Origin of the sequence: Nocardioides xinjiangensis (genome assembly GCF_017916385.1) — a bacterium.
Classification (GTDB): Bacteria; Actinomycetota; Actinomycetes; order Propionibacteriales; family Nocardioidaceae; genus Nocardioides; species Nocardioides xinjiangensis.
On record NZ_JAFMSW010000001.1, the window covers coordinates 3,035,773 to 3,050,305 of the forward strand.

A 14,533-nucleotide genomic window follows, 5' to 3' on the forward strand; every position below is an offset into this window, starting at 1 on the left:
CGCGGCTCAGTCGAGGCAGAACTCGTTGCCCTCGGGATCGGTCATGACGATGTGCCCCGCGGTCATCGGCGGCGCCGGCTCGTGGCGCTCCACCCGCGAGGCGCCGAGGGCCACGAGGCGCTCGGCCTCGGCCTCCAGCGCGGCCATCCGCTCGTCGCCCTCGAGCCCGGGGGCGGCGCGCAGGTCGAGGTGCACCCGGTTCTTGGCGGACTTGCCCTCGGGGACCCGCTGGAAGAACAGGCGTGGGCCGTCGCCGTCGGGGTCCTCGGCGGCGGAGGCGGAGTTCCACTCCGACTCCGGCACGCCGGCCGCGGCGAGGAACGCCCGCCACGCCTCGAACGGGTCCTCGCCCGGCTCGAGCGCCCGGCCCGGCGGCGGCGGGTTGACGTAGCCCATGGCCGCAGCCCAGAAGCGCGACAGCGCCTCGGGGTCGTGGGCGTCGAAGGTCACCTGGATGCTCCGGCTCATGCACCCATCCTCGCCCTCCTCACCGACACTGACGCCCGAGCGGGGCGTGAGGCACGGGCGAGCGGTGTGTGGCGCAGGTTTCGGCGGCGGGAATGCTGCCTCACGCACCGCCACGGGGCCGGGGCGCGGTCGAGCGGTGCGTGGCGCAGGTTTCGGCGGCGGGAATGTTGCCTCACGCACCGCCCCCGGGCCGGGGCGCGGGCGAGCGGTGCGTGAAGCAGGTTTCGGCGGCGGGAATGCTGCCTCACGCACCGCCCCAGGGCCGGGGCGCGGGCGAGCGGTGCCTGAAGCAGGTTTCGGCGGCGGGAATGCTGCCTCACGCACCGCCCCAGGGCCGGGGCGCGGGCGAGCGGTGCGTGGCGCAGGTTTCGGCGGCAGGAAAGCTGCCTCACGCACCGCCACCGGGGGCGGGAGGTCGTACGCCGTGCGCGCCGGCGTCGACGAGGGCGCGGGTCAGCGGTTGTCGACGACCAGGGCGGCGAGGCGGGCGCGCGAGCTGATGTCGAGCTTGCGGTAGATGTGGGTGAGGTGCGCGTCGACCGTGCGCGGGGAGACGAAGAGCTCCTCGGCGATCCGCCGGCTGGTCAGGCCGTGCGCCACGCGCTCGGCGACCTGGCGCTCGGCCGCGGTGAGCGCGTCGAGCACCGACGGGGGAGCGGACGTCGGCCGCGTGAAGACGGCCGTGATGAGCGAGACGGCGTCGGCGGACAGCTCGTCGCCGTCGATCCACTCCGCCGGAGCCCGGCTCGCCGGGACGACGTCGTAGTCGGCGGAGTAGCCCCAGCGCACGGCCAGCCGCGGGGTGCGGATGGCGAAGGCCGCTGCCGCGAGGGCTCGCGCCTCCGGCAGGTCACGGGCACGGGCGACGCCGGCGAGGCCGTCGAGGACGTCGGCCGCGCGCAGGGGGAGCCGCATCGCTCGGCACTGCTCGAGCGCGGTGAGGTAGGTCGTCGTCGCCTGGTCGAGGTCGCCGAGGTCGACGAGCGCCCGCCCCAGCAGCAGCCGCGCCTCCACGCCGTCGCGGCCCAGTCGCGCCGAGTCGGCCAGCGCCACCACGTCGGCGGCCAGCCCGGCCGCCCGACGCGACTCGCCGCGCACGAGGAGGTCGCGGCCGTCCTGGGCCAGCACCGGCAGGCGCACCGCCCACGGCAGCGTCTCGCGGACCACCTCCGTCGGCACCCAGGTCGGGTCGAGCCCCCGCAGCAGCGTCTCGGCAAGCAGCCCGACCCGGTCCTCGGCGAGCTCGCGCGCCTCCAGGACGACGGCGCGGGTGCCGGCCACCGCCTCGGCGATCCGGCCCTGCTCGAGGGCGATGCGGGCCAGGACGGTGCGGGCGGAGAGGTCGATCCAGCGCTCGTCTCGCGACGTGCGCGCCGGCATCGCCTCACCGGCCGCCCGGGTCGCCTCCGCGAAGCGGCCCTGCGAGGCGTAGACGTCGGCGAGCGTGCGCGTCGCCTGCCGGCTGATGGACCCCTCCGGGTCGAGGCTGATCGCGCGCTTCGCCTCGGCCTCGGCGCGGGCCGTGTCGCCGGCGTCGAGGTGCATCTCGGCACGGATCGAGGCCGTCTTGGCGAGCTGCTCCTCGGGCCGCGGCGCCGACGACGCGTGCTGGTCGGCCCGGTCGAGCAGCCACAGACCCTCGTAGCTGCCCCGCATCTCCGAGGCGGCGATCCCGGCCCGGCGCGCGACCTGGGCCCCGATCGCCGGGGGGCCGTCGCCGCTGGCGAGCGCCCCCTCGAGGATCTCGACGGCCTCGCGCGTGCGCATCGAGGTGTAGAGCGAGGAAAAGATCCGGTTGGCCACCGAGTAGCCCTCGGCCCGCGTCTCGGGGTCGGCGCACGCGGTGAGCACGGCGTGCCGCATCGCGGGCAGGTCGCTCAGCCACTCGGCGTCGGCTGCGCCGTAGTTGTCGTGGTCCGGCGCGTGAGCCTGTGCCCACGCCAGCAGCCCGGCCTTCACCGCGGCGACGTCGTCCGGCGTGGCCAGGGCGCGGGCGCGGCCGCGGATCGGGGAGAGCATGTCGAAGCGGCCCTCGGCGTCGACCTCGAGCAGGCTGCGACGCACGAGGCCGCCGGCGCGCTCGGCGGCATTGGGGACCGGGACGTCGAGCACCCGGGCCAGCACGCCGAGGCCGACGCGGAAGTCGAGCAGGCCGATCCGGCGCAGCGCGGACGCGCTCGCCTCGTCGAGGAGGTCGTGCGCGGAGTCGACCGCCTGGTCGAGGCTCACCGTGGCCAGGGCGTTGCCGAGGCCCACGAGCGCGGACTGCACGGCCACCTGCTCGATCAGCAACGGCAAGCCGCCGGTGGCCCGCAGCAGCCGGCGTACCTCGTGCCCCTGCGCGGCCAGGTCCACCTGCCGGCCTGCGGCGCGGACGCGTCGCAGGAACAGCTCCACGGCCGGCCCCTCGAGCGGCGCCCGTTGCGGGGGCACCGGCAGCGGCCCGACGCGGACGACGGACTCGAGGGGCTGGCCGGCGGTGGTGCGGGCGGTCACGACGACCCGTGCGTCGCTCGTGCTCTCCAGCACCGACTGCAGCACCGGGCCCGCCCCGGTGGCGTCGAGGTCGAGGCCGTCGAGGACCAGCACGCACTCCCGTCCGTCGACGGCCCGGCCGAGGGCGCCGGCCAGCGAGTCGCCCGGAGCGGTCTCCGACTCCAGGCTCTCGAGCGCGGCGACCAGGACGTCGTCGACGCTGCGGAGGCTGCGGGCGTCCACCCACGAGGCGCTCGACCGGCCGGCCGCCACGTGGCGCACGAGGAGCGTCTTGCCGCAACCTGGTGGACCGACCACGGTCACCCACCGCGAGTCGTCGAGGGCCCGGCTCAGCGCGCGCTGGACGTCGTCGCGACCGAGGCACGTGGCAAGCACGTCCCGAATGTAGCGCCATCGGCGGGGCGGAGTTAGGTAGGACTACGGATGCCCGCGGTGCGCCTGCCGCGGGAGCCTTCTCGTACGCCGACGGGGTCGGGGCCGCACGAGGGGAGGACCCCGCCGCCCGTCGGCACCCGGCCGGAGCAGGCCGACGTCGTCGGGGGTCGACGGCGGCCTGCTCCCGCAGCGTCAGGGGCCCGCTGCCTTGCCGTCGCTGCGTACGCTGGAGCCATGGAACTCGTGCTCGTGCTGGTCGTCCTGGGCGGGCTGACGGCCACCGCTGTGGCGGCCGGGAAGTCGAGCAAGAAGCGTGAGCTGGCGCGGCTCGAGGCCGAGGTGGCGCCGGTGAAGAGGCTGGCCGAGGAGGACGTCACCGCCCTCGGCGTCGAGCTGCAGGACCTCGACATCGAGATGGCCGGCCAGCAGCTCGACCCCGGTGCGAACGCCGACTACCAGCGCGCCCTCGACTCCTACGAGGCCGCGAAGACCGCCGCCGCCGGACTCACCCGCGCCGAGGACGTCAAGCACGTGACGGAGATCCTCGAGGACGGTCGCTACGCCATGGCGTGCGTCCGCGCCCGGGTCGCGGGTGAGCCGCTCCCGCAGCGCCGGCCGCCGTGCTTCTTCGACCCCCGCCACGGCCTGTCCGTCGCCGACGTGCCGTGGACACCTCCCGGTGGCGCGTCGCGCGACGTGCCTGCCTGCGCGCTCGACGTGGAGCGGGTCCGCGCCGGCGCGGAGCCCGACATCCGCAAGGTGATGGTCGGTTCGCGCCGGGTCCCCTACTGGCAGGGCGGACGCGCCTACCAGCCCTACGCGGCCGGCTACTTCGGCGCCTTCTCGCCGATGGACTGGATGTTCATGGGCATGCTGTTCGGCGGCGGGTTCGACGGCCTCGGCGAGGGCATCGGCGCCATGGGCGAGGGCATCGGCGACCTCTTCGGTGGGATCGGCGACGGCATCGGCGGCATGTTCGACGGCTTCGACTTCTGACCCGACCGGCTGCGTCCCACCTGTGCACCTCGCCGACGACGGGTCGGTCGTCGCGAGCCGAGCGGGCTGCGCGAGGATGGCCGGGTGAGCCTGCACCGCACCGAGCTCGGCGACTCCGGGTCGCGCGTCGTGTTCTGCCACGGACTCTTCGGCCAGGGCAAGAACTGGACCCAGGCCGGCCGGGCGCTCAGCGCCGACCACCGGGTCCTGCTCCTGGACATGCCCAACCACGGGCGCTCCCCGTGGACGGACACCTTCGACTACCTCGAGCTGGCCGACCTCGTCGCCGCCGAGCTGGGCGACGAGCCGGTGGCGCTGGTGGGGCACTCGATGGGCGGCAAGATCGCGATGTGCGTGGCGCTGCGGCACCCGGGCCTCGTCGAGCGGCTCGCGGTGGTCGACGTCGCCCCCGTGGCCTACGAGAGTGGGCGGGAGTTCGTCGGGTACATCGAGACGATGCGGGCGATGGACCGCGCGGTGCTCGAGCGCCGCGAGCAGGCCGAGGAGGCGCTGCGCGAGCCGGTGCCCAACCCGGTCGTGCGCAGCTTCCTGCTGCAGAACCTGCGGCGCACCGACGACGGCTGGCACTGGCAGGTCAACCTCGACCTGCTGGGCGAGCACATGTCCGAGCTCGTCGGCTGGCCCGGCGACCGCCTGGGTGACGCGACGTACGACGGTCCCGTGCTGTGGGTCGGCGGCGCGCGCTCGGACTACATCTCCGACGAGCACGCGGTGGAGATGGACCGGCGCTTCCCGCGCAACCGGCGCGTGCTGATCAAGGGCGCCGGGCACTGGGTGCACTCCGAGCAGCCCGAGGTCTTCCTCGAGGTCATGCGCCGCTTCCTCGCGTGACGAATCGCGCCGGTCCGCGAGGGCGGCCGGCTCAGCCCCTCTGCCGGGCGCGGTACGCCGCGACGGCCTCGCGGTTGCCGCAGGTCGTGGAGCAGTAGCGCCGGGACCGGTTGCGGGAGAGGTCGAGCACCACGTCGTCGCAGTCGTCGGCGGCGCAGCGGTCGAGCCGCGACATCTCGTCGGCGCGGATGACGTCGACCATCGCCATCGCGGTCTCCACCACGACACGCTCGTCGAGCGGACGGTCCGGGTCCACGGCGTGGAGGTGCCAGTCCCAGTGGTCGTGACGCTGGAGCTGGGGGAGCGCCCGTGCCGCGGCCAGCATGCCGTTCACGATCTCCGCGGCCTCGTCGCGCTCGGCCAGGAGCAGGGCCCTCAGCGCCGGGCGCAGCCGGCGTACGGCCTCGAGCTCGTCCGGCGTGGCGTCGTGGCGGCCGGTGTAGGACCAGGAGGCGAGGAAGGCGGACAGGTCGTCGACCGAGCCCAGCGGGTCGCCGGGCTCGTCGGTGGAGTTGACCAGGGCCACCGCGGCTTGGAGGGCCGCATCCGTGTCATCTGTGAAGAGCACGTTGACACATTACACCGAGCCGTCGTAGCGTCATGACCGTGAAGGCTATGACTCATGACACTCCCTCGTCCCGGGCCGCGACCGGACTGGTGCTCGCGGTCGCGTCGGCCTCCACGTTCGGCATGTCCGGAGCGCTGGCGCGCGGGCTGCTCGACACCGGCTGGAGCGCCGGCGCGGCGGTCACGCTGCGCACGGTCATCGCCGCGGTGGTGCTGCTGGTCCCCGGCCTGCTCGCGCTGCGCGGGCGCTGGCACCTGCTGCGCGACAACGCCGGCCTCATCGCCGGCTACGGCATCTCGGCCGTCGCCGGTGCCCAGCTCTGCTACTTCTACGCGGTGACCTACATGCAGGTCGGCGTGGCGCTGCTGCTCGAGTACACCGCTCCCGTCGCGGTCGTCGTGTGGCTGTGGCTGCGCCACGGCCAGCGGCCCTCCGGTCTCACCGGGCTCGGCGCCGTGCTGGCCGCCGCCGGACTGGTGCTCGTCCTCGACGTGGTGTCCGGAGCCGACCTGAGCACCGCCGGGGTGCTGTGGGCGCTCGGCGCGATGGTCGGGGCGGCGTCGTACTTCATCATCTCCGCCGACGAGGGCAACGGGCTGCCCGGGATCAGCCTGGCGGCCGGCGGGCTGCTCGTCGCCGGTGTCGTGCTCTCGGTCGCCGGGGCCACCGGACTCCTGCCGTTCCGCGCCTCCGGTGCGGACGCGGTCTACGACGGCTTCACCGTGCCGTGGTGGGCCACCGTCCTGGCGCTCGGCCTGGCGACGGCCGCCTTCGCCTACGTCACCGGCATCGAGGCCGGACGGCGCCTCGGCAGCCGGCTCGCGTCGTTCGTGGCGCTCGGCGAGGTCCTCGCCGCGGTGGTCTGGGCCTGGCTGCTGCTCGGCGAGCTGCCGAGGCCGATCCAGCTCGGCGGCGGCCTCCTCGTGCTCGCCGGCGTCGTCGTGGTGAAGCTCGGCGAGGGCCGGACCGCGCTCGGGGCCGCTCCGCTGCCCGAACCGGAGCCGGACCTCGACCCCGAGCTGGACCCGGACCTCGACCCCGATCTCGACCGCGACCAGGGAGCCGTCAGCGGGCGTCCTGTCGCTTGAGGAACACCTCGCGGTGCAGCAGCAGCAAAGCCGCCGCGACCGGCACCGCGAGCAGCGCTCCGATGACGCCCATCAGCGAGCCGCCCACCAGGGCGGCGACCACGGTCACCGAGCCCGGCAGGTCCACCGACTTCTTCATGATGCGCGGGTAGATCACGTAGGACTCGAACTGCTGGTAGGCCAGGTAGTACACGAGCGCCACCAGCGCGATCGTGGGGGAGACGGTCAGCCCGAGCAGGGTCATAATCGCGCCCGACACGAACGCTCCGACGACCGGGATCAGGGAGAAGAGCCCGACGACGAACGCCAGCGCGAAGGCGTAGTCGGCGAGCCCGACGACGAACGAGAACACCAGGGTGCTGAGGCCGGCGCACAGCGCCACGAGGAAGGCGCCCGCGACGTAGGCGCCGGTGGAGCGGATGATCTGGTCGCCGAGCTGGCTGACGCGGGGGCGCCGGGAGGCCGGCGCCAGCGAGTAGCCGGCGTGCTTGATGCTCGGCAGCGAGGCCAGGAAGTAGATCATCAGCACCAGGACGATGAGGCTGTTGGTCAGCGCCGACAGCACCCGGAGCCCGACGCCGAGGGCGCCGCCGAAGACCCGCTGGCCGAACTCGCCGTTCGCGATGTAGTCCTGGGCCTTGGCGATGACGTCGTACTTGTCGTCGAGCCGCTGGACCTGCCGGTTGGACTGCAGGTCGTCGAGCCAGCCGGGGGCGTTGCGGGTGATCTGGGCGATCTGGTCGCTGATCACCGGCGCCACCGCGACGACGAAGAGCGCCAGCACGCCCAGCACCACGACCAGCACGAGCAGCACCGCCAGCCCGCGACGGACGCCACGGCGCATGAAGAACTCGACGACCGGGTTGAGCCCGATCGCCAGGAACATCGACATCACGAGGAGCACCAGCACCGACGAGATGCTGAGCAGCTGCTGGGCGAGGAAGAACGCCACCAGCGCGCCGAGCGCGCCGAAGAAGCCGACGTTGAACGGGGCGTGGCGCAGCAGCTGGGACGGCGGGGCGGCCGGCTCCACCGGGACGTAGGGCGCGGGAGCCGCGTCGTCGAGGAGGAGGTCGGTGGCGTCGTCGATGTGCTCGGCGATCTCCGTGGCGGACTGCACCGACTGCTGGGCCGCCTCCTCCGCGGCGTCGGCGGCGGCCTCGGCCCGGTCAGCGTGGTCGCTCACCTGCTCGACGAGCTCCTCGGCGACGGCCCCGACGGGCGGTGCCGGCCGCGTCGGACGCGAGGTCGCGGCGTGGCCGTCCTCCGGCGCGGACCTCACGGCGTCGCGCAGCCGGGCACGCCAGCTCAGGACTCGTCCTCGGCGAAGCCCGCGACGACGTCGCGCAGGGCACCCAGCTGGGCGGTGATGGCGTCACGCCGCTTGGCCGCGCGCTCGACCTCGGCCTGGATGTTGGCGAGCTCGCGCTCGGCCTCCGCGACCCGGGTGGCGTTGATGGACTCGGCCTGGGTGCGCGCGGACGCGACGACCTGCTCGGCCTCCCGGCGGGCGCGGGCGAGCAGCCCCTCGGCCTCGGACTGGGCCTGCTGCCGGTGGGCGTTGGCCTGCGCCGTGGCCTCGCGGGCGCGCTGCTCGGCGGCGTTGGCGCGTGCCTCGGCCTCGGCCACGAGGCGCTGGGTCTCCGCGGTGGCGTTGCTGTGGTGCTCCGCCGCCTCGCGGGCCAGCCGCTCCTTCTCCACCGCCAGCGTCCGGCGCGCCTCCTGGACCTCCCGGTCGGCGGCCGCGCGGGCCTGCTCGGCCTCGCGGGTGGCGGTCACCCGCAGCTCGTTGGTCTCCTGCTGGGCGGCGAGCCGCACCTGGTCGGCCTCCCGGCGGGCGGCGGCCAGCAGGTCCTCGGCCTCCGACCTGGCCAGGCTGCGCTCGGTCTCGGCGTCGGCGGTGAGGCGCGCGCGCATCTCGTCGAGCTCCTTGAGCTGCACCATGCGCATGTCGTCGGCCTCGCGGGCGGCGTCGGCGCGGATGCTGTGGGCGTCGCGCTCGGCCTGCGCACGGATGTCGGCGGCCTCCCGCCGGGCGGCCGCGCGGACGTCGGCGGCCTCCTCCTCGGCGAGCTTGAGCATCGAGGTGGCCCGGCCGCCGAGCCCGGCGTACGTCGGGTTCTGGATCTCGGCGACCTCCGCCCGCAGCCGCTCGAGCTCGGCCTCGAGCTCGATGACGCGCTGCTCGCTGCTCGCGAGGCTGGTCGCGAGGCCGGCCTTCTCGCTCTGGAGCTGGCCCACGCGCTGGTCGACGGCCGCCTTGTCGTAGCCGCCACGGCGCACCACCGGCAGCGGAGCCCCCTGCGGGACGGGCGGGACCGGCCGGTCGGCGACGGGAGTCGGGCCGGACGTAGGTGCAGAGCGCCGAGCCGGTGCGGGGGCCGGCGCGGCGGCCGGTGCCGGCGGGGGGATGACGGGGGAGCGGCGGGTCGGCTGGGGGTCGGTCGTGCGCACTGCCGCGGGCACCTCGCGCTCCTCGGGCGCCGTCTCGGAGGTGGCCTCGGGAGCCATCTCCGCGGCGCGCGACTCGGCACCGGCGACCGGGAGGACCTGGGTCTCCTCTCCCGCGCCGTCGGTCGACTCCGGCTCGTCGAAGATGGACAGGCCTTGGTCGGAAGCCATGGTGAGGCACCCTCTCTCACGTCGTACGGACTGCGTCGGTGCCAGTCTGTCCGATGTCCCCACACGTTCACACCCCGGCTCGCGGGGGATCGGCAAACCGGGGTGTGGCGGAGGTCTCGGGCCCGGGTTCAGACGCCCCGGAACCGGTTGATGGCCGTCTCGTGCTTCGCGCGCATCTCGTGGTCGAGGACGCCCAGCCCCTCCTCGGGAGCGAGGCACAGGACGCCGACCTTGCCCTGGTGGGCGTTCAGGTGGACGTCGAGCGAGGCCTGGCCGACCTCGTCGAGCGGGTAGGTCCTCGACAGCGTCGGGTGGATCGCGCCCTTCGCGACCAGGCGGTTGGCCTCCCACGACTCGCGGTAGTTGGCGAAGTGGCTGGAGATGATCCGCTTGAGGTTCATCCACAGGTAGCGGTTGTCGTACTCGTGCATGTAGCCCGAGGTGGAGGCGCAGGTGGTGATGGTGCCGCCCTTGCGGGTGACGAAGACCGAGGCGCCGAAGGTCTCGCGACCGGGGTGCTCGAAGACGATGTCGATGTCCTCGCCGCCGGTGAGCTCGCGGATGCGGGCGCCGAAGCGCTTCCACTCGCGCGGGTCCTGCTCGGTGCCCTCGTCGTTCCAGAACTTGTAGCCCTCCTCGGAGCGGTTGATGATCAGCTCCGCTCCCATGCTGCGGGCGATCCTCGCCTTCTCCTCGTTGGACACCACGCACACCGGCGTCGCGCCGCCGTTGAGGGCGTACTGGGTCGCGAAGCCGCCGAGGCCTCCCGACGCCCCCCAGATCAGCACGTTGTCGCCCTGCTTCATGTTGCCGCCGTTGGTGCTCACGAGCTGGCGGTACGCCGTGCAGTTCACCAGGCCCGGGGAGGCGGCCTCCTCCCAGGTGAGGTGCTCGGGCTTGGGCATGAGCTGGTTGGCCTTGACCATCGCCACGTCGGCGAGACCGCCGAAGTTGGTCTCGAAGCCCCAGATCCGCTGCTCGGTGTCGAGCATCGTGTCGTTGTGGCCGTCGGGGCCCTCGAGCTCCACCGACAGGCAGTGGGCGACGACGCGGTCGCCCGGCTTCCAGCGGGTCACGCCGGGGCCGGTCTTGAGCACGACGCCGGAGAGGTCGGAGCCGACCACGTGGTAGGGCAGGTCGTGGCGCTTGGTGAGCTCGCTGCTGCGGCCGTAGCGCTCGAGGAAGCCGAAGGTGGACACGGGCTCGAAGATCGAGGTCCACACCGTGTTGTAGTTGATCGCGCTGGCCATGACGGCCACGAAGGCCTCGCCGGGACCGAGCTCGGGCAGCGGCACCTCGTCGACGTGGAGCGACCGGCGCGGGTCCTTCTCCTTCGACGGCAGCCCCTCGAACATGTCCACCTCGTCCTTCTTCACGAAGGCGGCGCGGTAGGACTCGGGGAGCTCGAGGGCGGCGAAGTCCTCGGACGTGGCCTCGCCGGACTGGATGGCTTCGAGGATGTTCTGCACGGGCGTCTCCTGGTGGGGCGTCGGTGGCACGATTCGGGTCAAGGTACCGGCGAGTAACCTTGGGCGGTCGAAGGTGTGACGTACGTCGCTCAGGCGTGCGTCGCACCCGTGGCGGGCTCGACGAGCTCGACCAGCACGCCGCCCGCGTCCTTGGGGTGGACGAAGTTCACCCGGCTGTCCGACGTGCCCCGCCTCGGTGCGTCGTACAGCAGGCGCAGCCCGCGCCCACGCAGGACGTCCGCCACGTGCTCGACGTCCGCCACGCGGAAGGCGAGCTGCTGGATGCCGGGGCCGTTGCGGTCGAGGAACTTCGCGATCGTGGACTCCGCCGTCAGCGGCGCCAGCAGCTGGATGCAGGAGCCGGAGTTCCCGACGCCGACCATCGCCTCGCGCACCCCCTGCTCCTCGTTGACCTCCTCGTGGAGGACGTCCATGCCGTAGACGTCGCGGTAGAACGCCATGGCCTCGTCCAGGTCGGGCACCGCGATCCCGACGTGGTCGATGGCGGTGAACAGGTGGCGGACGTCGCCGAGCGGGTCGCCGGGCGGTGCGGGTGTGGTCATGGCCGACATCGTGCACTCGGGCGGTGCGCCGCGCGAGCGGGTGTGACGTGCGCCTCATCGCGGCCCGGGTGCGCACCCTGCCGCCCGGGGCGGCGCATGGGTATCGTCGACGGACGAAGCACCCGACACCCGCACGCCTGGAGGAGAGCTCATGACCGGTTCCGTCATCGTCGCGGGGGCGCGCACCCCGATCGGACGCCTGCTCGGCGGGCTGAAGGACTTCTCGGCCGCCGACCTCGGCGGGATCGCCATCAAGGGCGCGCTCGACAAGGCGGGCGTGACCGGCGAGCAGGTCGACTACGTCATCATGGGCCAGGTCATCCAGGCCGGTGCGGGACAGAACCCCGCCCGGATGGCCGCCGTGAAGGGCGGCATCCCGATGTCGGTGCCGTCGATCACCATCAACAAGGTCTGCCTCTCCGGCCTCAACGCCATCGCGCTGGCCGACCAGCTGGTCCGCGCGGGGGAGTGCGACGTCGTCGTCGCGGGCGGCATGGAGTCGATGACCCAGGCCCCGCACTTCCTGCCGAAGTCGCGCGAGGGCGTGAAGTTCGGCGACGTGAAGCTCGTCGACTCCATGGCCTACGACGCGCTCTTCGACCAGTTCACCTCGCAGGCGATGGGCCTGCTCACCGAGGAGTGCAACGCCGCGGGCGCGAACCTCACCCGCGAGGAGCAGGACACCTTCGCGGCCTACTCCCACCAGAAGGCCGCCGTCGCCTGGAAGAACGGCGTCTTCGCCGACGAGGTGGTGCCGGTGGAGGTGCCGCAGCGCAAGGGCGACCCGATCGTCGTCGCGGAGGACGAGGGCGTGCGGGGCGACACCACCGTCGAGTCCCTGGCCCGGCTGCGCCCCGCCTTCAGCAAGGACGGCACGGTCACCGCCGGCTCGGCCTCCCAGATCTCCGACGGGGCGGCCGCCGTCGTCGTGATGAGCAAGGCCAAGGCCGAGGAGCTCGGTCTGACCTGGCTCGCCGAGATCGGCGCCCACGGCCAGGTCGCCGGACCCGACTCCACGCTGCAGCTCCAGCCCGCCGCGGCGACGGCCAAGGCGTGCGAGAAGGAGGGCATCTCGCCCGCCGACCTGGACCTGGTGGAGTTCAACGAGGCCTTTGCCGCGGTCGGCATCTCCTCGGCGCGCGAGCTCGGAATCGAGGACGCCAAGGTGAACGTCAACGGCGGTGCCATCGCGCTCGGCCACCCCGTCGGCATGTCGGGCACCCGGGTGGTGCTCACGCTCGCCCTCGAGCTCAAGCGCCGCGGCGGCGGCGTCGGGGCGGCTGCCCTGTGCGGTGGCGGCGGCCAGGGCGACGCCCTGATCGTCCGCGTCCCCGCGTGACGACGCGCGCGGGACGCGCGTGACGAGGCGGGGCGCCGCAGGGGTCCCCGCGCTCGTCGGGCGAGCGCGCGAGGGTGACCCGGCGGCCGTGGCCCGCCTCATCACCCTCGTGGAGGACGCCTCGCCGCTGCTGCGCGAGGTCATGTCCGCGCTCGGCCCGCATGCCGGGCGGGCGCACGTGCTGGGTGTCACCGGCGCGCCGGGCGTGGGCAAGTCGACCACCACCAACGCCCTGGTGACCGCCATGCGGCGCGCCGAGCGGCGCGTCGGCGTGCTGGCCGTGGACCCGTCCTCGCCCTTCTCCGGCGGTGCGCTCCTCGGCGACCGCGTGCGGATGGGCGACCACGCCCTCGACCGCGACGTCTTCATCCGCTCCATGGGCGCCCGCGGGCACCTCGGCGGCCTCGCCCGGTCGACCCCGCAGGCGGTTCGCGTGCTGGACGCGGCCGGGTGCGACGTCGTCGTCGTGGAGACCGTCGGGGTCGGCCAGAGCGAGGTCGAGGTGGCCGGGCTCGCCGACACGACCCTCGTCCTGCTGGCGCCCGGGATGGGCGACGGCATCCAGGCCGCGAAGGCGGGCGTCCTCGAGGTGGGCGACGTCTACGCGGTCAACAAGGCCGACCGGGAGGGCGCCGACCGCACCCGTCGCGAGCTGCGCACCATGCTCTCGATGGCCGACCGGCCGGACGGCGCGTGGCGGCCGCCGGTGCTGCAGACCGTCGCGAGCACGGGGCAGGGGATCGACGAGCTGCTCGCCGAGATCGAGCGGCACGCCGCATGGCTCGCCGAGTCGGGCGGGCTGGCGCGGCGGCGTACGCTCCGGGCGCGCCGCGAGGTGGAGGCGATCGCCCTCGCGAGCCTGCGCGAGCGGTGGGGCGCCGACGGGGGCACCGCCCTCGACGCCCTCGCCGACAGGGTGGCGAACGGCGACCTCGACCCGTACGCCGCAGCCGACGAGCTGCTCGACGGCTGAGGGAGCCCGCGCGGTCGGGTGCGCGTTCGGCGCGAGCCGTCGTCCGGGCCTCGTGCCGGCGGAGCGAGCGGGCGGGCCGGCCAGTCCTTCGCGAGGGGCTCAGCCCACCCGTACGTCCTCCTCGTGCAGCGGGTCCGCGAGGTCGAGCCGGCCGGTGCGCACGGCGGCGAAGGTCCAGAGCTTGTTCAGCACGAAGGACAGGGGCGTGACCAGCACGATGACCGCCAGCTGCGCCCAGTAGAGCCGGGTGCGCAGGCCGGTCGAGTCGTCCAGTACGTCGGTCGGCAACGCCACCGGCGAGTGCGGGTGCAGCAGGAGCGTGAGCAGGGCCAGCCCGACGGCGTGGCCGCCGAGGCCGACGACCAGGAAGGGCCAGTACTCCCGCCACCACCCGGCCGCGCGGCTGCTGCGGAACGTCCAGGAGCGGTTCAGCTGGAAGTTGGTGAGGTTGGCGACGAGGAAGGCGATGGTCGAGTAGACGTGGTACCACCGCAGGTTGAAGTCGGTGCCGCCGAGGGCCACGACCGCCTCGTCGAAGTGCGGGCCGAGGCGGCGGAGCACCACGAGGGTGGCCAGGTTGACCAGCACGCCCGAGGCGCCGACGACGCCGAACCGGACGAGGAGACCGACGTTGCGCCGGTGGCGCGCCACCAGCGCGGCACCCCGAGATCCCATGGTGGCGAGGCTACCGACCCGTCGCGTCCCGGCTGGCTCCTCTCCCTAG

The 14,533-nt window shown here is 73.9% G+C and carries 13 protein-coding genes; 5 read left to right on the forward strand and 8 right to left on the reverse strand.

Annotated features, from left to right (window positions below; all coding sequences use genetic code 11):
- Positions 1 to 6: 6 nt before the first annotated feature.
- Together J3P32_RS14350 and J3P32_RS18565 are read right to left on the reverse strand one after the other, a co-directional pair.
- Complete coding sequence (locus J3P32_RS14350) at positions 7 to 468, reverse strand: VOC family protein (RefSeq protein WP_210440459.1); 462 nt, start codon at positions 466 to 468, stop codon at positions 7 to 9.
- A gap of 453 nt (positions 469 to 921) precedes the next feature.
- A complete protein-coding gene (locus tag J3P32_RS18565) occupies positions 922 to 3,339 on the reverse strand; it encodes a LuxR C-terminal-related transcriptional regulator (protein WP_210440460.1) in 2,418 nt (805 codons plus the stop codon).
- A 234-nt stretch (positions 3,340 to 3,573) separates the two neighbouring features.
- Between J3P32_RS18565 and J3P32_RS14360 the strand changes: the two genes are divergently transcribed.
- Complete coding sequence (locus tag J3P32_RS14360) at positions 3,574 to 4,335, forward strand: hypothetical protein (protein ID WP_210440461.1); 762 nt, start codon at positions 3,574 to 3,576, stop codon at positions 4,333 to 4,335.
- Positions 4,336 to 4,419: 84 nt separating this feature from the next.
- Positions 4,420 to 5,187, forward strand: a complete 768-nt coding sequence (locus J3P32_RS14365; protein WP_210440462.1) for an alpha/beta fold hydrolase — start codon at positions 4,420 to 4,422, stop codon at positions 5,185 to 5,187.
- A 31-nt stretch (positions 5,188 to 5,218) separates the two neighbouring features.
- On the opposite strand, the gene J3P32_RS14370 is transcribed toward J3P32_RS14365, so the two are convergent.
- Positions 5,219 to 5,755 (reverse strand): CGNR zinc finger domain-containing protein, encoded by a 537-nt coding sequence (locus J3P32_RS14370; RefSeq protein WP_210440463.1) that lies wholly within the window; start codon positions 5,753 to 5,755, stop codon positions 5,219 to 5,221.
- A 47-nt stretch (positions 5,756 to 5,802) separates the two neighbouring features.
- Between J3P32_RS14370 and J3P32_RS14375 the strand changes: the two genes are divergently transcribed.
- On the forward strand, positions 5,803 to 6,843 hold the full coding sequence (locus J3P32_RS14375; protein ID WP_210440464.1) for an EamA family transporter: 1,041 nt from the start codon (positions 5,803 to 5,805) through the stop codon (positions 6,841 to 6,843).
- Here the strand turns inward: J3P32_RS14375 and J3P32_RS14380 are convergent.
- The 4 genes from J3P32_RS14380 to mce all read right to left on the reverse strand — a co-directional run bounded on the left by J3P32_RS14380 (position 6,821) and on the right by mce (position 11,497).
- Positions 6,821 to 8,029 carry an AI-2E family transporter gene (locus J3P32_RS14380; RefSeq protein ID WP_210440465.1) on the reverse strand — a complete coding sequence of 403 codons (1,209 nt, stop codon included), beginning with the start codon at positions 8,027 to 8,029 and terminating at the stop codon, positions 6,821 to 6,823. The two genes, J3P32_RS14375 and J3P32_RS14380, sit on opposite strands and share 23 nt — an antisense overlap.
- A gap of 122 nt (positions 8,030 to 8,151) precedes the next feature.
- The gene (locus J3P32_RS14385; protein ID WP_210440466.1) at positions 8,152 to 9,465 is read right to left on the reverse strand and encodes a coiled-coil domain-containing protein; all 1,314 of its coding nucleotides are present in this window, start codon (positions 9,463 to 9,465) and stop codon (positions 8,152 to 8,154) included.
- Positions 9,466 to 9,593: 128 nt separating this feature from the next.
- Entirely contained in the window at positions 9,594 to 10,934 is a 1,341-nt protein-coding gene (ccrA, locus tag J3P32_RS14390) for a crotonyl-CoA carboxylase/reductase (protein ID WP_210440467.1), read from the reverse strand.
- Positions 10,935 to 11,023: 89 nt separating this feature from the next.
- Positions 11,024 to 11,497, reverse strand: a complete 474-nt coding sequence (mce, locus tag J3P32_RS14395; protein WP_210440468.1) for a methylmalonyl-CoA epimerase — start codon at positions 11,495 to 11,497, stop codon at positions 11,024 to 11,026.
- 151 nt (positions 11,498 to 11,648) lie between these two features.
- Between mce and J3P32_RS14400 the strand changes: the two genes are divergently transcribed.
- Complete coding sequence (locus J3P32_RS14400) at positions 11,649 to 12,836, forward strand: acetyl-CoA C-acetyltransferase (RefSeq protein WP_210440469.1); 1,188 nt, start codon at positions 11,649 to 11,651, stop codon at positions 12,834 to 12,836.
- 88 nt (positions 12,837 to 12,924) lie between these two features.
- The gene (meaB, locus tag J3P32_RS14405) at positions 12,925 to 13,809 is read left to right on the forward strand and encodes a methylmalonyl Co-A mutase-associated GTPase MeaB (protein ID WP_374222523.1); all 885 of its coding nucleotides are present in this window, start codon (positions 12,925 to 12,927) and stop codon (positions 13,807 to 13,809) included.
- Between the two features lie 99 nt (positions 13,810 to 13,908).
- Here the strand turns inward: meaB and J3P32_RS14410 are convergent, their stop codons facing one another.
- Positions 13,909 to 14,484: a GtrA family protein gene (locus tag J3P32_RS14410; protein WP_210440471.1), complete on the reverse strand. Its 576-nt coding sequence runs from the start codon at positions 14,482 to 14,484 to the stop codon at positions 13,909 to 13,911.
- Positions 14,485 to 14,533: the final 49 nt, after the last annotated feature.

What these genes read in the sequence shown, in the direction of transcription:
- J3P32_RS14350 (WP_210440459.1), bottom strand. Translation starts at nt 468, where the DNA reads ATGAGCCGGAGCATCCAGGTGACCTTCGACGCCCACGACCCCGAGGCG.
- J3P32_RS14360 (WP_210440461.1), top strand. Translation starts at nt 3,574, where the DNA reads ATGGAACTCGTGCTCGTGCTGGTCGTCCTGGGCGGGCTGACGGCCACC.
- J3P32_RS14375 (WP_210440464.1), top strand. Translation starts at nt 5,803, where the DNA reads ATGACTCATGACACTCCCTCGTCCCGGGCCGCGACCGGACTGGTGCTC.
- J3P32_RS14385 (WP_210440466.1), bottom strand. Translation starts at nt 9,465, where the DNA reads ATGGCTTCCGACCAAGGCCTGTCCATCTTCGACGAGCCGGAGTCGACC.
- mce (WP_210440468.1), bottom strand. Translation starts at nt 11,497, where the DNA reads ATGACCACACCCGCACCGCCCGGCGACCCGCTCGGCGACGTCCGCCAC.
- J3P32_RS14400 (WP_210440469.1), top strand. Translation starts at nt 11,649, where the DNA reads ATGACCGGTTCCGTCATCGTCGCGGGGGCGCGCACCCCGATCGGACGC.
- J3P32_RS14410 (WP_210440471.1), bottom strand. Translation starts at nt 14,484, where the DNA reads ATGGGATCTCGGGGTGCCGCGCTGGTGGCGCGCCACCGGCGCAACGTC.